Origin of the sequence: Bradyrhizobium sp. 956_D2_N1_4 (genome assembly GCF_052076025.1) — a bacterium.
GTDB lineage: Bacteria > Pseudomonadota > Alphaproteobacteria > Rhizobiales > Xanthobacteraceae > Bradyrhizobium > Bradyrhizobium barranii.
The window spans coordinates 5,346,027-5,364,716 of the sequence record NZ_CP197237.1 but is presented as its reverse complement, the minus strand read 5'-3'; the positions used below and the strand labels follow the sequence as shown (position 1 = coordinate 5,364,716).

Genomic DNA, 18,690 nt, shown 5'->3' with positions numbered 1-18,690 from the left:
TACCCGGTCGGTTAAGACGCAAACCAATCATCCTGCGCAAACTGCTCATCCTGCGAATGGCCAGAGGATGGGCACGAGAAACGTGCCTACCAGGAAGAACCAGAGCAGCAACGGTAGACCCATCCTCCAGAAATCGCCAAATCGATAGCCGCCGGGGCCCTGCACCATGAGGCTCGCTGAGGCAGCGATTGGCGTAAGAAAGGAAGCGGCCGCAGCCACCGCCACAGTCACCAGCGCGGTGCGCGGCGAGACACCGACGGCTTCCGCGGAGGCAATCGCTATCGGAATGACGATGAGTGTCGTCGCTGTGCTGCTGATCAACTGGCCGATTAGCGCCGTGAGCAAAAACAGCCCCGCCAGCAGCGCGTACGGGCTCGCATTGCCGACAATGGCAACGAGTGTATCGGCGATGAGATAGGCTGCACCCGTCTTGTACATGGCGGTCGAGAGCGGGATCAGCGAAGCGATCATGATTAGCACGTTCCAGTTAATCGCCCGATAGGCTCGTTCGATCTTGAGTACGCGCAACAGGATCACCGCGCAGGCCGCCGCCAATCCAGCGACGACTCTTGGCACGACGCCCGTCGCTAGCAGCGTAACCATGACCGCGAGAATGACAATGGCGCGTATGGAGCCGGTGCCCAGGGGCCTGGCCTGGCTGCGGATCATGTCAGGGGCAGCAACGACGAGCACGTTGGGATCTCGCCCGTACTCCTCGAGCGCTTCCCAACGGCCTTGCAGCAACAGCGTGTCACCCGCCGCAAGAACGGTTTCGCCCGGTCCGAGATTCTCGCCGCCGCGTTGAACGCCCAGGATAATCAGATCGCCACTTTCGGTGACCATGCCGGGGAAGACGGTCTCACCGATCAGGCGAGAGCGGGGCGGCAGCACCACCTCGGAAAAGCCATGGCTATCGTTGAACAGTGCCTCCCGCATTTTGCCGATCGTCTCCTGGCAGGGCGTCAGGCCATGCTGCTCGGCGAACGCGTCCATCGCCGCCTGCTCACCGCGCATGATGAGCCGATCGCCTTCCACGAGAGAATGTTGCCACGAGATGCTGTTCTGGCGGCGAGGGCGAATAGCGATGAAGCTGAGCTCCGGGTGGTTCTCGCGCTCCAGCCGCGATTCCAGCACCGCCTGCAACGTGCCGCGATAGGGCGAGGCGGCGGTGATCTCGAGCTGGTACACCTGGTCAAACAGCTTGTATTGCTCGGTCAGCATGCGCGAATGGTGGCTCAGGTCCTCCGGCATCTCCCGGCTAGTGCGCACCGGCAGCAGCATATCGCCGAAAAGAATCACGATGGCCACGGTGCCTGCCAGGAGCGGTACGCCGATCACGGTCATCTCGAAAAAGCCGAAGGGCGTGAGACCGACATCGCTCGCCGCGTCGGAAAGCAGCACGTTCACAAGGCTTCCGGTCAGTACCAGCATCGAACCCGAATAGGAGGCGAAGGCGAGAGGCATCATGAGTTGCGCAGGCGGCCGCTTGAGCCGGACGGAGACGATCACCAGCATGGGCAGCAGGGCAGCCACTGCGCCACCCGAGCCGATCAGCGCCGTGAGAAAGGCCACTAGCAACATTGACAGCACCAACAGGCGTGTCCGGCTTTCGCCTGCGTAACGGATCAGCACCTGGCCTGCCCACGTGGTGACGCCGGACGAATCCAGGCTGGCACTCACCACGAAGAGCGAAGCAATGAAGAGTATCGTGGTGTCGCCGAAACCTGCCAGCGCCTCGGGGAGCTCCAGAATGCCGGTCGCGTAAAGCACGAGTGTCGCACTTAGCGCCACGACCGCGACTGGCACCCAGTTCGAGACGAACAGCAGCACCATCGTGGCGATGATGGCGAAGGTAATGAGTATATGCGGCGTCATCGCACCTCGCGAGGGCGGTCTGGCCCGGAGCCAGCGCTGCTTGCCCGTGCCGCTCTACCGCGACAGCGCTTCCAGAATACGTGCCCAGGAGCGGATGCCCTTATGGAAGCTCTTGAGATTGTACTTCTCGTTCGGGCTGTGGATGCGGTCATCCTCGAGGCCGAAGCCCGCAAGCACCACGTCCATGCCCAGCGATTGTTTGAGCTGATGGGTTACGGGAATGGAGCCGCCACCGCCGATGAAGACTGCGGGCTTGCCCCATTCGGCCGTCAGTGCGTCGCGCGCCTTGCCGAAGGCCGGGGCCTCGATCGGGAAGCGGATCGCCTGACCCGCGCCATGCTCCAGGAATTCCACACGGCAATCGGCCGGGACGCGTGCATGCACATGCTCCCGGAAGGCTTTGCGGATGGCATGGGGGTCCTGATCGAAAACCAGGCGGAAAGACACCTTTGCCGATGCCACGGCGGGAATCACGGTCTTGAATCCGGCCCCCTGGTAGCCGCCGCCCATGCCGTTGATTTCGCAGGTCGGGCGCGACCAGACCATCTCCAGCGCGTCGCGGCCCTTCTCGCCGGCGGGAATTGAAAGCCCGATGGCGCCGAGGAAGGACTTTGCGCTGAAGTTCAGGCTGTCCCATTGCTCGCGCAGCGCCTTGGGAAGTTCCGGTACGCCGTCATAGAAGCCGCGCAGCGTGACGCGTCCGTTGTCGTCGTGCAGGTCAGAGAGGATGCGGGCGAGGATGCGGTTCGGATTGGCCGCGGCCGAACCATAGAAGCCCGAGTGCAGGTCGCGGTCGGCGGCGTGTATGATGACCTCTTCACCGCAGAGTCCGCGCAGCATAGTCTGGATCGCCGGCGTCTCGTGGTCCCACATGTTGGTGTCGCAGATCAGGCCGATATCTGCGCGCAGCTCCGCGGCATGGGCATCGAGAAAGCCCGGCAGATTCACGCCACCGGATTCCTCTTCGCCCTCCAGCAGGATCGAAACCGGAATCGGCAGTTTGCCGGTGACCGCCTTCCAGGCGCGGCAGGCCTCGACAAAGGCCATGAGTTGGCCTTTGTCGTCCGCGGCACCGCGGCCCGTGATGATCTTCGCGCCATCGGGCATCGTCTGGATAGACGGATCAAAGGGATCGCGATCCCAGAGCTCGAGAGGATCGACCGGCTGCACATCGTAATGGCCGTAGAACAGCGCCGAGGGACCGGGCACGTTGCGGTCATGCGCCACGACCATCGGGTGCCCCGGTGTCGGGCGCACCGAGGCGTCGAAGCCAATGCTCTTGAGGTCGGCCACGTGCCATTCGGCATTGGCCGTACATTCGGCCTTGTAAGCCGGATCGGTCGAAATCGACTTGATGCGCAGGATCGCGAACAGACGCTCGAGAGCCGCATCGAGATTTGCGTCGACGTTGGACAGGACATCATCGAGCTTGGTCATGGAGCCCTCCGGAGGGTCTTCTGAGCCGTTGGTCAGTATGCGCGGGCGCGATCGCCACATTGTCCGTCGTCGCGAACGCTGTTCCTTGCCACGAGGTTACGATTGCTGTTCGTTCCTTCCGCGCTTACGCGGCGCCGGGTCGGGAATTTCGCCTGGCAGGAAGTTGGGAAGCTTCCCTGCCGGGAAAATCGCAAGCAGGGCAACGCCAGCCATGATGAGGAGGCCAATTTTCAAAGCGCGTAATCGCACGACAGTGTTGACGCGCACCGCTTCCGCCACTTGAGCCGGAGAGGCCGTGGTTTGCTCCATCACGCTCTGCAGCCGGTCATTGCTGATGAAGGTGATGTTATCCAGGTCCAGCTGCGCCTGTATTTCCGGCGGCAATTTTGGATTTTCGGCGATGGTCCGCAAAACAGCCGCGCTTAACAGGCCGACGAGGAGTGCCCCGGCCACCGCTGTGCCGACGGCCGCGGCGAGATTGTTAGTCGTGCCGCGCAGCGAGCCGACGTCGCCCGCGAGCTCTTTCGGCGAAGCCGTGACCAGCACGTTGAACAGCAGTGTGACCAGCGATCCCTGTCCAATGCCGAAAATCACCAGCCCAAGTAGAACCGGGACGGCGCTCCAATCATTCCTCACGACAAAGGCGAGCCAAAGGAGCGCCACAGTGCAGAGTATGAAGCCATAGCGTCCGATCTGCCTCGGCGTGAACCGACCATAGAATCGCACGATCAGCATCGCAGCGAAGAAGACGGTGAGGTTGAAGGGCATCATGGCGATTGTTGTCGCCAGCGGCGTGCGCCCCTGCACGATCTGGATGTATAATGGAACCGAGAAATTGAGCATCGCTTCCAGTGCTACGACAGCAAACATCGCATACACCGCCGCCCGCTCCTGCGGGGAGTCGATCACCTCGAGCGCAAGAAGCGGGGTCTTCCCCGCAGCCTGCTGTCTGTGGGTCCAACTCAGAAAGCCCTGACCGAGCACGATACCCATCACGATCATGATCGGGGCGGGAGATACGCCAAAGAGGTCGAATGGCGCATTGGGCCCCGCCAATCCCAGCCCCCACCGATTGAGGTTGTTGAAACCGAAGCTGATCAGAATGATGGCTGCGGCAGCGAGAATGACACCTACGAAATCGATCCGGACCTCCGGACGCGCCTCATCGGGCTTGAGACGAAAGCTCAAAAGGAAAACCACAGCCGATACGGCGATCAGAATCCCGAACGCAGGGCGCCATCCGATGAATGTGCCTAGAGTACCGCCGATGACAAACGCCAGAACGCCCGCAGCGGCGCGCGCGGAACCCAATGCGCCAACGGCTGTTGCCTGCTGCCGCCCCTTGTAGTTTTCCGCGATAAGCGCGACCAACGACGGTACGATCACCGCACCAGCCGCGCCGGACAAGGATTGCGCAGTAATCATGAGATCCGCGTTTGGACTGAACGTCATCAACGCCTGCGCGGCGCCGAACACGGCAACGGCAACGCGGAATACGTGCGTCGCTCCGTAGCGCTGTGTCAGCTTCGCACCGAGCATGACGAAGCCGGCTACAAGCATCGAATAGGCCACGATACCGGTGGCGACAGTCGTGGGCGGAACGCCAAAACTGTTGACCATCCCTCCCAGTGCAACTGGTAAGGAGGCGACGTTGAAGGACATGATCATCTGGCCAAGGGCGATGGTGATCATCGGCACCCAGGATGCATTCTCTTCTTCAACGGAGTGAACCGTCGTCGCAGATGCCATCGTCATGGCGTGTCCCCTGTCATTTCTTCTGAAGTCCAGCCACAGTCAGTGCGGGCTGAATCTCCGGCAATTGCAAACCTACGCTTCCGGGTTGGACATGAACAAATCCATGCCCAGCCGCTGCGACAGATACTTCGCTACAAGCTGTCCCTTGACGCTGTTTCCGGCGCTGTCAAGCGGCGGCGCAAAAGTCCCCAGACCGCCCTTTCCGGGGGAGACCGTGACGATCCCGCCGCCGATGCCGCTCTTGCCCGGTAGCCCGACATCGTAAAGCCAATCGCCTGATGTCTCGTACATTCCGGCAGTCGTCATGACGGCCAGTGCGTAGTGGCAGACCGACGGATCGACCACGCGCACTTTCGTGATGGGGTTCACGCCACCGTCCGCCAAAGTCGCACCCATCACCGCCAGATCCTTGGCACTCACATTCAGCGCGCATTGTCTGGTGTAAAGATCTGTCGCCTCTGCCGGATCACAGTAAATCCGTTCGAAACTCTGGAGCAGGCGGGCGATGCTCTGGTTTCGGAAGTTGGTCTCCGTCGCCGAGGCATAAACCTCGTCGTTAAGCGTAAGCGGACGTCCGGCGAACTGTGACAATCCGTCGTAGATAAACTTCCATTTCGCATCAGCCGTCGCCCCCGGGACGAGGCTTGTCGTCGCGATCGCGCCCGCATTCACCATCGGATTTGTGCGGCCATCGGGGTTGCGTTCGACGGCAGCGAGCGAGTTGAACGGAAGGCCGGTTGCGTTCGCTCCAAGCTTCTGGCGTGCCTGCGCCGCGCCGAGGACCTGACAGACCAATGCAAAGATGAACGGCTTGGAAACGCTCATGATCGAGAACTCGTATTCGGCCGCCCCCACAGCGTAGACCGCGCCGTTGGTGCCGACCACGCAAACGCCGAACAGGTCGCTCGGTACTTCGGCGAGCGCGGGATATACTTGAGAGTTCTTGCCGTCCGTATTTGATTTGTAGCGCGCGTACACCTCGTCGATCAGCGAGATGACTTCCGCTTCGGCCGGCAAGTGTCCGGTTGATACGTAGGAATAGTTGTTGTCGGCATCGGCGTTCGCATTCATTGCGCGTTCCAAGCCTCCATAATGAGAAGCACCGAGGGAGCCCCGACATGTGTCGGGTCAAACGCCGCTCACTCGCCGTTTTCGTTCACTGCCTTTAACGAGGCCCAACGGACCGTCATCTAACGTTGATTTTCCTAGGTGAACAATCAGGCCATTTACCCGGACATCTCGGGGTTTTTCCGGGTTAGGGCTGCCTTGCGCCTCATAATCCCCAAGGCAAGCCCAGCAGGTACCAGACAACGAACAGCACGGTCCAAATGATGGCTATCCAGAGAGTGTACGGCAACATCAGCGCGACAACCGTCCCGACGCCCGCTTTCTTGTCGTAAATCTGGGCAAATCCGACCACCATGGCAAAGTAGGCATTGAGCGGGGTAATCGCGTTGATCGGCGAGTCGCCGACGCGGTAGGCGGCCAGGACGGCCGCGGGATCGACGTTAAGCTGCACGAACACCGGCACGAAGACCGGCGCGAAGATGGCCCATTTGGCGATCGCCGGCGTGAACACGAAGTCCAGGATCATGACGACAATGATGAAGCCAACCAGCAGCCACAGCGTGCCGATATTCGCGCTCTTCAAGACATCGGCCATCGTCAGGGCCATCAACGTTGGAATGTTGCTATAGTTGAAGTAATCGACGAACTGGCTGATGACGACGAAGAGGAGGATGGTGCCGCTCAGCGAAGCCACCGCCTTGGTCATAGCCGCGATGACGGCCGCGGAGCTATTCACCGTTCTCGCGCCGATGCCGTATGCGATCCCGGTTGCAAGGAACAGCACCATGATGACTCCGATCAGGCCGTTCATGAATGGTGAGTTGCCGATCAGGACGCCCGTCGTCGGATTGCGCAGGGGCGCGCCCGACGGAACCGTTAACAGAAGGAACAGGATCACGACCCCGAGCAGCGCAAAGCCGCTGTACCTCAGCCCACGCGACTCGTCGGCGGAAAGCTGCCCTCCGTTCGCCTCCGGCTGAGTGTTGGCGGTCTTCTCGGCCTGGTAAGCGCCCAGCCGTGGCTCGATGATCCGGTTGTTGATGAGCGCGATGACGATGGTCAGGACAACAACGGAGGCGATCGAGAACGAGACGTTGGCGGTCAGATCCAGCGACGTGGTGGGGTTGACCATGTGGATTGCGTCGTTGGTGATTTCCGTCAGAACGGCATCAAGCGGCTTGATGATCATGTTCACGGTGAATGCACCGGCGACTGCGGCAAATCCCACAGCGAGCCCGGCGAGAGGATGCCGGCCAACGCTCAAGAAGGCGGCGCCGGCCAACGGGATCAACACCACATAGCCGGCGTCTGCGGCAATGCTGGACAAGATGCCGACGAACGCGACGATGTAAACGAGTGCCCAGCTCGGAGAGACGGCCACGAGTTTTCTGATCAACGCGTTGATCAGGCCGGCTTCCTCGGCGACGCCGACGCCCATCATGGCGACGATCAACAGCCCAACCGCGGTGAAACCCATGAGGTTTGGCACGAGCCGGGTGTAAATATGACGAATTCCATCCGCCGTCAGCAGGCTATTGGCCGCAGAGGTCGCGGTCTCGACCTTGTGAGTATCCGGGTTGATGACCTGATAGGTGACGCTTGCCCCCAACATGTAGAGTAAGTGAGACAGCACCAACACGATGGCGATGAGGATCAGAAATATCACGACCGGGTGCGGGACGCTGTTTCCGACACGTTCGACAGTGTCGAGGGCTCTTTGCGTCATCGTCTTGGATGGCGGCGTGTTGGTGGCGTCACTGCGCGCGCTCATGTCGGAAATCCTCCCGCTCCATTAGCGACGGCTGGAGCAGCGCTGGTACCATGATGATCCATGCTATGAGAACAGCGAGGAAAGATCGGACGCCAATGCGCGCTCGAAACCGCTGATCTCGTAATCAACGCGACGACCCCGCTACTCCTCTGACGAAGATGCCAGCGTCATCGCCGCGAGTGCGGCGACGATCTGAAAGGACCATGGAGACACGGAGGCCTCTCGGGAGAGGATTGCTCATCCTTTCGCGATCTGTCCGTTCACACGCTGCCTTACGAACAATCAATAAGGCGCTTCAAAATCCGGCTGAATACCGAATGCGCCTAGATTGTTCCGGGGCAATTACCGACCCGAACGAACGTCTGTGTCAGCAAGGCTTCCATGTCTGCCTGCGAAGCAACAAGGCTGTCTTCAGAACCGCACAGTGGCCGAGCCAAGGATGCGATTGGCGGTACCAGAGCCGGTGCTGACCGGGGCTGTTGCTGCGGTGCCGCCGTACACGTCCCGATGGGAGTAGACATATTCAAGACCGACGTCGAGCCATCCGGTCCCGACGCTGTTGCCACGAAGCTCGGCGAACGGGCTCCAGATCAAATTGAAGATCCCCTGCTGCATGGTGCTGTTCAACGACGTCGCCGAGACAGATCCCGGCACGAACAATTGCGCATAGGACGGATATTGCTGCCATGCGTAGGAGTAGACGAAATTGCTGCGTAATTGCGGTGTCCAGAAGCGGCGGTAGCCTGCGCTCGCGCCATAGGTCGGCAGGGCGTCGAGGCTGGGATCGACAACGCCGGGCAGGCCGATGTTGGACAGCGCATCCTGGCCGAAGGTATTGGCGCCGAAATAGCGCCCGATGCCTTGGCCGTAATAGGCCATGCCAACCAGCTCGTCCGGACCGAAAGCTGGTGACAGCCATCGCATTGGGAAGCGACCGCTACCTGCGACACCCCAACCGGCGGTATTGCGCTCGACCGCTGGAGGCGCCGCCGCCGTACCAGCCGTGCGGATGGTGAGATCGCGCAGCAGGCCGCGCAGGTCGAGGCCCAGGCCATCGTTCCGGTATTCGAGCCGGCCGAGTAGATCGGGCACGGAGGCAAATGACGGACTCAATCCACCAAAGCCAGCCGGGGTGCTGATCTGCGTGAATACGCCTGCCGCGGACGTGTACTGCGTATCCGGCATCTCGATCGAAACGTGCCCGGTCAATCCCGGAGCCAATGTCGCGGTCGCCCGAACCTGCGCCTGGCGCACGAATGACTGGTTGAGATTGGTCGAGAAGTTCACGGTTTCATAGACGCCCTCGTTCCACAGGCTGTTCGCCCAGCCGACCAGGACACGAAACTGTTCGCTGCCGACCTCGCCCCAGGCCTGACGGAGCCGAAAGACCGCATTGGGTGAGGCTGCCGTGCCCCCGCCGAAGTCGCCTTCAAAGCGGGTTTCCAGAGTGCCCCAGGCGGTCGCCGTGCGCGTATCCATACCGATGCGGCTGAACCGGGCGGACAATCCGGTATCGCCTCCCTGGATGTCGGCGGGGCTTCCGGAAAGCGGAATGGTTTGCACTGTCGGCGCGTCGGACTGATTGCGGCCATTGAAGTCGTGGTAGCCATTGACGTTCGCGAAACCGTAGAATCGCACCTCGGACTGCGAACCCGGGATGCGCAAGGACAAACCCGGGAGATCGGAACGCAGCGCGTCCTCGCCTTCGCCGTCGAACTGACTGCCCATCGGTTCGGGCGGACGCAGGCCCGGAATGGGCGCCGCCGCGGCTTGTGGAGGGACCGCAGCACTCGCAGCCATTCGCGGCTCGGTCGTCGCGACCGCGATCGCAGGCGGCTTTTGCCCGGCGGTCGGTGCGACGACGTCACGACGTGCGGTGGCGGCTTGGGACTTCGAATGCTTATCGCGCGTTTCGAGTTCGTCGACGCGATGGCGCAGCGCGCTGATCAGCTTGTCACCTTCGGTTGCGCGGGCTTGCAGCGCATCGAGACGGCGCATCAACTCTTCCATGGAAGGTTTCTGCTCCTGACTGGCGGGTGTCTGCGCCAAAGCCGGACCGGAAAATATTGCGATTGATGCAACGCCGCAAAGCGCTCGGAATGTTCGCACGCAAGCCTCCTGTTGGCGGGTTCGGGGCACATCGAGTTTTGCGCTTGATTTCAGCGATCGCAAGCCGGCTCCATCGAAGGTCGAAATTTTCGGCGAGATTGTGCCATTTCGGTTGTACCGCAGCGCAATTGCATCGCGCTCGGTCGGCTCAACATCATCCTGCAGCGCAGAAAGCGATCTCAGGATAGGGACGGGTGCGTGAAATCGAAATGGCTCACAATCCCACCACTGTGCGCTGCATCCCGTATCGTCGCGTCTTGGGTGTCGCCGCCATATTTGCGTGGCACGAACTGCATAGTCATATGCCGGAATTCATGCCAGTCATGCGAGGTTTTGGTCTTCGGAGAATACAACCTGCTGGCTGAGGGTAAGATCGAGCGTATAATCCGATCTATCCCCTAGGGCGTTTCCTGTAGTCCGGTGATCGATGCTGGGACGACTGGAGAGGGGAGCTTTCGAGATTGAGCGTTGAGTTCGACCTCGAAAACGACCCGGAAAGTTGGGTGCGTACCGTGAAGCCACACAGTTCTCCTGCTCGCGAGCCGGCGCGTCCCTTTATCGACGATCACCTGATTGGCCAGGACGCAATTGGCGATCGCTCATATTGGACACACTCCGAAGAGCTCCTTTTCGCGGTCCGCCCCTCACGTGGCGGGCGCTTCGTGTACGAGGCAATCAATCAGGCCTTCGAGGCTCTCCTTGGAATGTCGCAGCAGGAGGTCCGAGAGCTGGACGTCTTCGAATGTCTTGCCAAGGAAGACGCCGAGCGTCTCTGTGAAATCCTCCAGGCATGTCTTGCGGATGGAACCGAGGCCAAAATCCAGCACAGTCTGATGCTCGGCGGCTTGCTGCGGGATGTCGAGACAACCGTTGTTCCGATCCTCCATCCCATGGCCGGCAATGCGGCCCGGTTGATTGGCGGTCATCGGTTACTCCACAAGGAGGGGCTCGACTGTGTGACTGAAGAGGCTGCTTTCCTTCACGGGGACGTCAGCCTGATGTCCATCCGCGAGGACATCCACCAGCGGATCGCATCGGAGCTTCATGATTCGACATGCCAGGAGCTGGTTGCCGCCAGTCTTGGTGTGATGCGTGTCCGCACTTGCCTCGATAACCCGCGCGGCGTCGAGCGGCTTTGCGATGATATCGACGCGTCGATCGACGCGGCGCTCAAGGAAATCCGTTCCCTGACCTATCTGCTCCACCCCCAGGATCTGACGGACCGGGGACTCAAGGCGACGATCGAGCAGCATGCCTTGGGGTTTGGTGCACGTACGTCGTTGCGGGTGAGCACGAGGATACCCGCCGCCGTCGATAAGCTACCTTACGCGAGCCAGCTCTCGGTGCTGCGGGTCATTCAGGAGGCGCTCACGAACATATTCCGCCACGCGAAGGCGACGGAGGTCAGAATCGTCGTCGAGGCGATCGAGGGGCACTTCCATCTGACGATCAGCGACAACGGGCGCGGTTTTCCGGTCGATCACACAAAACGTGGCAACGGTGCGATATCGCCCGGTGTCGGCATTCCCGCCATGAGAGCGAGACTTAAGCAGCTTGGGGGCACGTTCGAGATCCGGTCCGATCTTGCACCGCGACATTCCGGCACGACGCTGTGCGCGGTGTTCCCGCATGGTCTCATGACCAAAAGGCGCAGCCGGCGCGCGTCACTGAAATCATAAGCCAGCGTGTGCACGGAATGACGGAGATCAGGGACCCCGAGGGCAGGCAGTCTCTGTCCGTCGGTTCCCGGAGTTCCCTCCACGAAATGAAGGCTGATCGACGATGATCGTGTAGCGGTCCGATTTGGGCTGCGCGCGGGCAAGACCCGTCGATGTCTGATTGGAAACGCCGATGTTTGGTACATCCGCCCGGAGATATCAGGGTTTTGCAGGATAACCCATTGAAGGATAATCGGTAGATTGGCACACTTGACTGCTGGAAATCTCCATCCATTGCCCGACAGGTTCTGGGCCCGCATACGGGAACGACGCCGTGAAACGCATCGTGATTGCGGATGATCATGAAGTCGTACGTTCCGGGCTCCGAGCGATCGTTGAGACCCGCTCAGACTGGATCGTCAGCGGAGAGGCGACCAACGGCGAGCAGGCTGTGGCCGTGGCGGTGGAGACGCGTCCGGACGTCGTGATAGCCGACTATTCGATGCCGCTGATGAACGGACTTGAGGTCAGCCGCCGACTCAAGTCGATGCACCTGCGCACCGAAGTATTGATCCTGACGATGCACGAGAATGAGGAATTGCTGACTGAAGCCATCCTGGCTGGTGTTCGCGGCTTCCTGTTCAAATCGGACGCCAGTAGGCACCTGATCTTCGCGATCGAGGCCTTGCTCGATGGCAGACCTTACTTCACGGGCGTTCTGTTGGAGAAGTTGCTCCACGAATACCAGGCCGGCAAGCAAAATACGTCCGACATGCTGCTTACCGCGCGCGAGCAGGGCGTTGTCCAGCTTATTGCAGAGGGACACACCAACAAGTCGATCGGCGTCATCCTGAAGCTGAGCGTAAAGACCGTCGAGACCCACCGCGCGTCAGCGATGCGCAAGCTCAGAATGTCATCGACGGCCGAGCTCGTCCGCTACGCCGTTCGCAGGAAGCTCGTCAATCCTTGATGGAGCTTTCAATGCGAGTCGCCGCCTCGCTAGCGATCAGCGACAACGCGTTCTCCCGTTGGAAATGCCGCGATTTTCGCTGGAGCGACAGCGGTGCTGTCAAGGTCGGGACTTGGGCAGACCCGCTCCAGGAGCATCCGGGCATTTCCTTCCAGCGGCCCGAGGCTCGAAAGCACGACGTTGATCTCCCGAATTCGACGATACAACGTCGAGCTCGGCACACCTGGCTGACCGGCAGCGCAATGACGGATTATGATCGTCCGACGGACGCCCATTTTCAGCCGCATAAGCCTGGGATGCGACCGGCAAGTCATTGATTATCCTGAAACCGCAGCTGACTCTCAATCAGCGGTCCCAGGTTCGAGCCCTGGTGCGCCCACCAAGCTTTTCAATAGCTTAGGGGTTTGTTACGATCGTCATTCCGACAGACGCGCCGTGGCTATTCCGACAAACCGGCTGTCTTTGTTCTTTCTTCTCGCCGTTTCTTCGTGCCGGAAATTAGCTGTTTCCGTGTGCGCTTTGCCTAGGTCGGCAACTGCCGCGACGGGCGATGGCGGCCGGCGGCTTGAGTTCAGCGTCCGTCAGATCGCTGTCGGCTCCCTCGGTAAAAGCCGCCGTGGCGGAATGATGTAAAGGACAGCTCTTCACGGAGATCGACTGCACGGACGATCTTTTTCACGACCCCGCGCAGGTAGCGAAGATCCTGCTTGGCTGTGATCCAGGGCAGCAGGGTAGGTGACCTCCGGTGCGAATGGTCGCGTCGAAAGACCAAGCCGCACACGGTCGTCTGCTTGATTTCGTCGAGCTCGGCCATCAGCTCCGGGAATAAGGTCTCGCCAGTCTCATCGAACACTGCGAGCAGCAGCTCGCCATTGGTTAACCCCATCGCATGGGTTTTCCGCCGTTGGCCGCGCTCTCCTGAGCAAGTATTGCGATACGCGTGGCGCGCAGGGCCTCGTTTGCCGCAATCTGCAAGGTCTCGCCGCGGGCGAGATGATCAAAGACGAAGCTGGCGGGCGAGGCGCCCACGGGCAGGTCGATTTCGCGCCGGGGTCTCGTCGCCGTCTCGACGAGCAGTCGATTTTCCGCGAACAGAACGTCAGCACGACCCTTTGTCCCGGAGATCCGCATGGCGTAGTCGCCGTGCCGTGGCGATGCTTCGGGCTGGATCCAGTCAACTTCGATCGCGAATTCCGGTCCGCCATCGCAGGCGAGAATAGCACGCCCCAGCGCGGGAAAGTTCGTCGTGCCGGCAGCCGGGGTCGACGAAATCCAGCCGCTGATCGTGCCGCTGGTGTATCCCGTCAACCAAAGGGCCAGATCAATATCGTGGACCGTGAGGTCAGCGAGGATGCCGCCATAAGTTGATGGTTCGAACATCCACGCTGGACGTCGGCTTGGGACCAGCTTGTGCGGCCCGGTTGCAGTGATGGATACAATGTCCCCAAGTTGGCCGCTGTCGATCACGGATCGGAGTGCGAGCGTGACCGGATAAAACCGCTTCTCGAGCAGAAGAGTGAGCAAATTGCGCCCGGCGAGCGTCTCCTCGATAAGCGCAAGCTGGGCCAGGGTCACAGCCATGGGCTTGTCGGCGATCGCGAAGATGCCGCGGCGTAAAAGTTCGACGACGATTGGAGCGCGAAGACCGAATTCGGTGAAGACTGCTGCGGCCCGAACCCGATGCGCATCCAGAAGCGCATTCGGGTCGGCGTAGCCGGGCGTCTTCGTACGTCGTTCGAGCTCGGTGCGCCGCGCTGGGTCATGATCGGCGACGGCCACGACCCTGACGTCGGTTCTGACAGCGATCTCTGACAGCACGTATTCGACATGCGGGTGGGCTGCGCCGATGATGGCGATGTCGAGCATCTCGGAGCTAGCTGGCATGAATGGCCTCCGCTGCGATCTCATTGGGGCTGACGGCGCGACCTTCGGCAGCCGAGCGATAGATGGCGTCAACCAGTCTCGCAGCTTCGAATCCATCCCTGAACGTGCTCGCAGGCGGCCGTTGCTCCCGGACGGCGCGAACGAAGTCGCGCCATTGGGCGATATGTCCGCCGATCCCGATGGCCTTGGGATCGCTGGCGGCACTGCCAACCCCGGCCGCACTTGGCGGCTCCGCAATGCCGGGAAAATCCCAGCGCACGATGCTGTCGTTTGCGAGCTCGCAACTGCCGCGGTCCGTGAACAATCGAAGCATGGCCGGCCGTCCCGGAGGGAGCGCCGTACTCGTCACGATCACGCCGAGCGTGCCGGATGCGAAAGACAGCAGCGCCGCCGTCGTGTCCTCGACGGCGTGTGCGTGTCCGAGCGTAGTCGTCTTGCCTTGAACGCTGTCGACGGCTCCGAACAGCCAGAGCATCAGGTCGAGATTGTGAACACCCTGATTGAACAGCGAGCCGCCGCCATGCTCCGCTTCGCTGCGCCACGGCTTCTCCGCATAGTAGGCGTCGGAGCGGTACCAATGGATCGCCGCCTCTATCAGGCGCGGCTGTCCAAGATGACCCGCGTCGAGCAGAGCCTTGATCGCCTGATGCTGCGGCTCGAGACGGCGCTGCGAAACCACACCGCACGTCAGTTGCGAGCGCTCGGCGGCGCGGACCAGCGACGCGGCCTCGGCCGGATCGACGCAAAGCGGCTTCTCGACCAGCACGTGCAGCCCCGCCTCGATCGCAGCAAGCGCGACGTCATGATGCGCGCCGCTCGGGGTGCAGACCACGACCGCGTCGATCCCGGCATTCGCCAGCATAGCCTCGGTGGTCGCGAATGCCGGAACGTCCTCGCCATTCATGCACGCAGCAATCTGCTCAGGCGTGCCGCCGGCGATCGCGGACAAGACGGTATCGTCGAGCGCCCGTATTGCCCGCGCGTGTGTTTCGCCGATCGCTCCCGGACCGATCAACCCGATGCGAAGCCGGTTCATGTCTCAGTCCCTCAAGAGTTGCAGCGATAAGGACGGCCCGCGACATAGACCGTCTCGGGCACGAGAGATTCATCCTCGCCGAGATGGAAGCGCAGCAGATCGGCCGGCGCACCCACCGTCAGCGCAGGAAGGTTGAACGGGCTACGCGGATTGACCGTTGCGAGCCTCAGCGCCTCTGCCAGGGTCAATCCGGCCATGCGTCTTGCCGTGGCTACTCCGAACACGAGGCTGACGGCTGCGCCCGCCAGAAAGGATGTGCCGACGACTTCCAGCCGGCCGTTCGCCTTCAGCTCGACCTTGCCGCCGATCGGCGCGTCGTAGATTCCGGGTGTGCAACCCGCGAGCGCGGCGGCATCCGACACCAGGATCGCTCGCTCGAGCCCCTTTGCGCGCAGCATGGCCTTGAAGGTCTCGGGGGGAAGGTGATGTCCATCGGCGATGAAGCTCGCCCATAGCCTGTCCTCCGCCAGTTGCGACCAGATCGGGTTGGGATGTCGTGGCAGCGTGGCGGCGATGCCATTGCCAAGATGCGTCGACAACATTGCGCCCGCCGCGACGGCGGCGAAGATCTGATCCGGTGCGGCGTTTGTATGGCCGAGGGCAACACGAACTCCGCGCGCATGAAGGCCGCGCACATAGGCGTCCGTTTCCGGCCAATGCGGCGACAACGTCACGAGGCCGACAAGGTTTCCGCAGGCCGCCTGCCACGCGTCGAACTCGTCGAGGCTCGGCGGCCTGACATGTTCGGCCGGATGCGCACCGCGCGGACCATCTTCTGGCGCGATGTGCGGGCCTTCGACATGCACGAAGGGCATTGCGTGCTTGAGAAACGGATCGCTGTCGCGCGCCTGCGCAATGGCGCGCAATGCATCGATGATCGCATTATGCGATGCCGTGATGAGCGTAGGGGCAAAACGCGACACCCCGCTGTTGTGGACGGCCGTGACGAGATCGCGGACGGTCCGGAGATCAGGGCGGCCATTGAGATCGTAGCCTGCAAAGCCGTTCAATTGCAGATCGAACAGGCCGAGCGACAGCCACAGCCCGTCATCGTCACCGCCGGGAACGATGTCCGTGATCCGGCCGTCCTGAAAGACGATGGTGCGATTCTGTCCGGTCTCCGGATCGCGGCCCGAAACGCGCGTTGCCGGATCTGTCATGCGCGTACCGGTGTCAGTGAGAGCTGCGGCGGCGTGGAATCCTGGTCGAGATACAGCGCGCAACGTGGGTGCGTGCGGAGCGCGCTCGCCGGGCACTCGGTCCCGATCGGACCGTATAGCGATCGCTCGACGGCGGCGCGTTTGGACGCGCCGGGCACGACGCAAAACAGCCGGTCGGCATCCAGGAGCCGGGGAATCGTCAGCGTGATCGCATGTGTCGGAACATCCCCGAGCGTCGGGAAGCACTCATCGTCAACCTGCTGCTGCCGGCACACTGCGTCGAGCTCGACGATCTTGACCGACTTGGTGTCGTGCAGATCGGCGACCGGCGGGTCATTGAAGGCGAGGTGACCGTTCACGCCGATTCCGAGGCAGATGATGTCGATCGGGGCTTCGCCGAGAAGGGTCGCATAGCGTGCTGCTACCCGCTCCGGATCCGGCTCCTGCCCGATCAGGTGAACCGCGCCGAAAGCGATGCGCGAGAACAAGTGACGCGTCAGCCAAGCCCCGAAGCGCTCCGGCGCATCCGCGGGAAGTCCGAGATATTCGTCCATGTGGAAGGCTGTGACGCGCCGCCAGTCGATATCGCGCTCGCGAGCAAGGGCATCCAGCATCTCCGCCTGGCTCGGTGCCGCCGCGAAGATCATCCGCACGTTGCTCTGCCGTCCGAGGTGGTCGCGGAGCGCAGCAGCGACGTCCGCGGCGGCCGCCCGGCCCATCGCATCCCGCGTTTTAAACGTCGCGATTGAGGGAGTCACCGAAGCCGTCATGCTCATCCATGGTCTGCCGGGCCTGCACTTTACCCTTGAGCGGAGAGAATGTGATGCAACCGGTTGCATGTCAAGCTTGCGCCCCGCGCCCGGCCGAGGCATGTCTAGGTGAAGGTGATGCAGAGGAGGCGGCCTGCGGTGAAGCGCGATTCCGATAGCGGTGGGGAGGGACGTCCATCGGTCGTGCCGACGATCAGTCAGGTCGCGAAGGCCTCCGGGGTTTCGCGTGCCACCGTATCGCGCGCCTTCTCGCGGCCGGAGATGCTGACCGAGGAGACCGTCCGGCGCGTCAAGGAAGTCGCGGGCAAGCTCGGTTATGTGCCGAACCAGGTCGCGCGTGCGCTTTCGACCGGACGCCACGGCAACGTCGCGCTCATCGTCTCGGATGTCGCGAACCCGTTCTTTCCACCGCTGATCAGGGCGGCGCAACTGCGCGCCGACCAGGCCGGGCTGTGCGTCTTCCTCGGCAATTCGGACGAGGATCCCGTGCGTGAGGAGTTGCTGGTCGGCCGCTTCATCGGCCAGGTGGAGGGGCTGGTCCTCGCCTCGTCGCGCCTGGACGAGGAGCATATCCGCCGTCATGCGACGCGCCGGCCGCTGGTGCTGATCAATCGCGATATCGAAGGCATTACGCGGGTCCTGATCGACACCGCGCCGGGCGTGGCGGCCGCGATCGCGCATCTGGCCGAACTGGGGCACCGGCACATCGCCTATGTCAGCGGCCCCACGACGTCGTGGTCGAACCAGCAACGGCGCAATGCCGTCCGGCGCGAGGCGGAGAAGCGCGGGCTCAAGGTGATCGCCGTGCCCGCGCGTCCACCCTCCTATGACACCGGCCGTCTGGCGGCGACGCAGATCGTCGCGAGCGGCGTCACCGCGGCGATCGCGTTCGACGACCTTGTCGCTCAAGGCTTGATGGCAGGGTTGGCTGCGCTCGATGTCGAGGTGCCCAAATCGTTCAGTGTCGTCGGCTGCGACGACGTCCTCGGCGAAACCACCTATCCGCCGCTCACCACCGTGTCGGCGCGCTGCGCCGATGCAGGCGATGTCGCAGTCGGTCTGCTGCTCAGCCAAATGAATGGCGGCGTGTCGGGCGAGATTCGCCACAAGCTGAATTCCCATCTCGTCATTCGCGCCTCGACCGGGCCGGCGCCAGCGAAGCGGCGAGGCCGCTGACGATTTCATCAAAGGCCTTCG

14 protein-coding genes are annotated in these 18,690 nt (G+C 62.0%); 3 read left to right on the top strand and 11 right to left on the bottom strand.

The window, feature by feature from the left end; all coding sequences use genetic code 11:
- Nucleotides 1-45: 45 nt before the first annotated feature.
- The 6 genes from AB7535_RS25460 to AB7535_RS25435 form a co-directional block, all read right to left on the bottom strand.
- Nucleotides 46-1,875: an SLC13 family permease gene (locus AB7535_RS25460; RefSeq protein WP_439037083.1), complete on the bottom strand. Its 1,830-nt coding sequence runs from the start codon at nt 1,873-1,875 to the stop codon at nt 46-48.
- Between the two features lie 54 nt (nt 1,876-1,929).
- Nucleotides 1,930-3,312 carry a M20/M25/M40 family metallo-hydrolase gene (locus AB7535_RS25455; RefSeq protein WP_439037082.1) on the bottom strand — a complete coding sequence of 461 codons (1,383 nt, stop codon included), beginning with the start codon at nt 3,310-3,312 and terminating at the stop codon, nt 1,930-1,932.
- 96 nt (nt 3,313-3,408) lie between these two features.
- The gene (locus tag AB7535_RS25450; protein WP_354241923.1) at nt 3,409-5,067 is read right to left on the bottom strand and encodes an MFS transporter; all 1,659 of its coding nucleotides are present in this window, start codon (nt 5,065-5,067) and stop codon (nt 3,409-3,411) included.
- A 72-nt stretch (nt 5,068-5,139) separates the two neighbouring features.
- Complete coding sequence (gene glsA, locus AB7535_RS25445; RefSeq protein WP_439037081.1) at nt 5,140-6,138, bottom strand: glutaminase A; 999 nt, start codon at nt 6,136-6,138, stop codon at nt 5,140-5,142.
- A 202-nt stretch (nt 6,139-6,340) separates the two neighbouring features.
- The gene (locus AB7535_RS25440; RefSeq protein WP_439037080.1) at nt 6,341-7,906 is read right to left on the bottom strand and encodes an AbgT family transporter; all 1,566 of its coding nucleotides are present in this window, start codon (nt 7,904-7,906) and stop codon (nt 6,341-6,343) included.
- 411 nt (nt 7,907-8,317) lie between these two features.
- Nucleotides 8,318-9,916: a DcaP family trimeric outer membrane transporter gene (locus AB7535_RS25435; protein WP_439037079.1), complete on the bottom strand. Its 1,599-nt coding sequence runs from the start codon at nt 9,914-9,916 to the stop codon at nt 8,318-8,320.
- Nucleotides 9,917-10,476: 560 nt separating this feature from the next.
- Between AB7535_RS25435 and AB7535_RS25430 the strand changes: the two genes are divergently transcribed.
- Both AB7535_RS25430 and AB7535_RS25425 read left to right on the top strand, forming a co-directional pair.
- Nucleotides 10,477-11,694, top strand: coding sequence for a sensor histidine kinase (locus tag AB7535_RS25430; RefSeq protein ID WP_354241914.1), 1,218 nt, complete (start codon nt 10,477-10,479; stop codon nt 11,692-11,694).
- Nucleotides 11,695-12,007: 313 nt separating this feature from the next.
- On the top strand, nt 12,008-12,643 hold the full coding sequence (locus AB7535_RS25425; protein WP_028152046.1) for a response regulator transcription factor: 636 nt from the start codon (nt 12,008-12,010) through the stop codon (nt 12,641-12,643).
- Between the two features lie 571 nt (nt 12,644-13,214).
- On the opposite strand, the gene AB7535_RS25420 is transcribed toward AB7535_RS25425, so the two are convergent.
- From AB7535_RS25420 to AB7535_RS25400, 5 genes are read right to left on the bottom strand one after another with little or no spacing between them, the layout of a single operon-like run.
- On the bottom strand, nt 13,215-13,529 hold the full coding sequence (locus tag AB7535_RS25420; RefSeq protein ID WP_063981786.1) for a hypothetical protein: 315 nt from the start codon (nt 13,527-13,529) through the stop codon (nt 13,215-13,217).
- Nucleotides 13,520-14,509 (bottom strand): Gfo/Idh/MocA family protein, encoded by a 990-nt coding sequence (locus AB7535_RS25415; protein ID WP_439037078.1) that lies wholly within the window; start codon nt 14,507-14,509, stop codon nt 13,520-13,522. Before AB7535_RS25415 ends, AB7535_RS25420 begins: the two co-directional genes overlap by 10 nt.
- Before the next feature lie 7 nt (nt 14,510-14,516).
- Entirely contained in the window at nt 14,517-15,563 is a 1,047-nt protein-coding gene (locus AB7535_RS25410) for a Gfo/Idh/MocA family protein (protein ID WP_439037077.1), read from the bottom strand.
- 11 nt (nt 15,564-15,574) lie between these two features.
- Nucleotides 15,575-16,723 (bottom strand): N-acetylglucosamine-6-phosphate deacetylase, encoded by a 1,149-nt coding sequence (locus AB7535_RS25405; protein WP_439037076.1) that lies wholly within the window; start codon nt 16,721-16,723, stop codon nt 15,575-15,577.
- Nucleotides 16,720-17,499, bottom strand: a complete 780-nt coding sequence (locus AB7535_RS25400; RefSeq protein ID WP_354076954.1) for a glucosamine-6-phosphate deaminase — start codon at nt 17,497-17,499, stop codon at nt 16,720-16,722. Before AB7535_RS25400 ends, AB7535_RS25405 begins: the two co-directional genes overlap by 4 nt.
- A gap of 132 nt (nt 17,500-17,631) precedes the next feature.
- On the opposite strand from AB7535_RS25400, the gene AB7535_RS25395 reads away from it, so the two are divergent.
- Nucleotides 17,632-18,669, top strand: a complete 1,038-nt coding sequence (locus AB7535_RS25395; protein ID WP_071911328.1) for a LacI family DNA-binding transcriptional regulator — start codon at nt 17,632-17,634, stop codon at nt 18,667-18,669.
- The last annotated feature ends 21 nt before the right edge of the window (nt 18,670-18,690 follow it).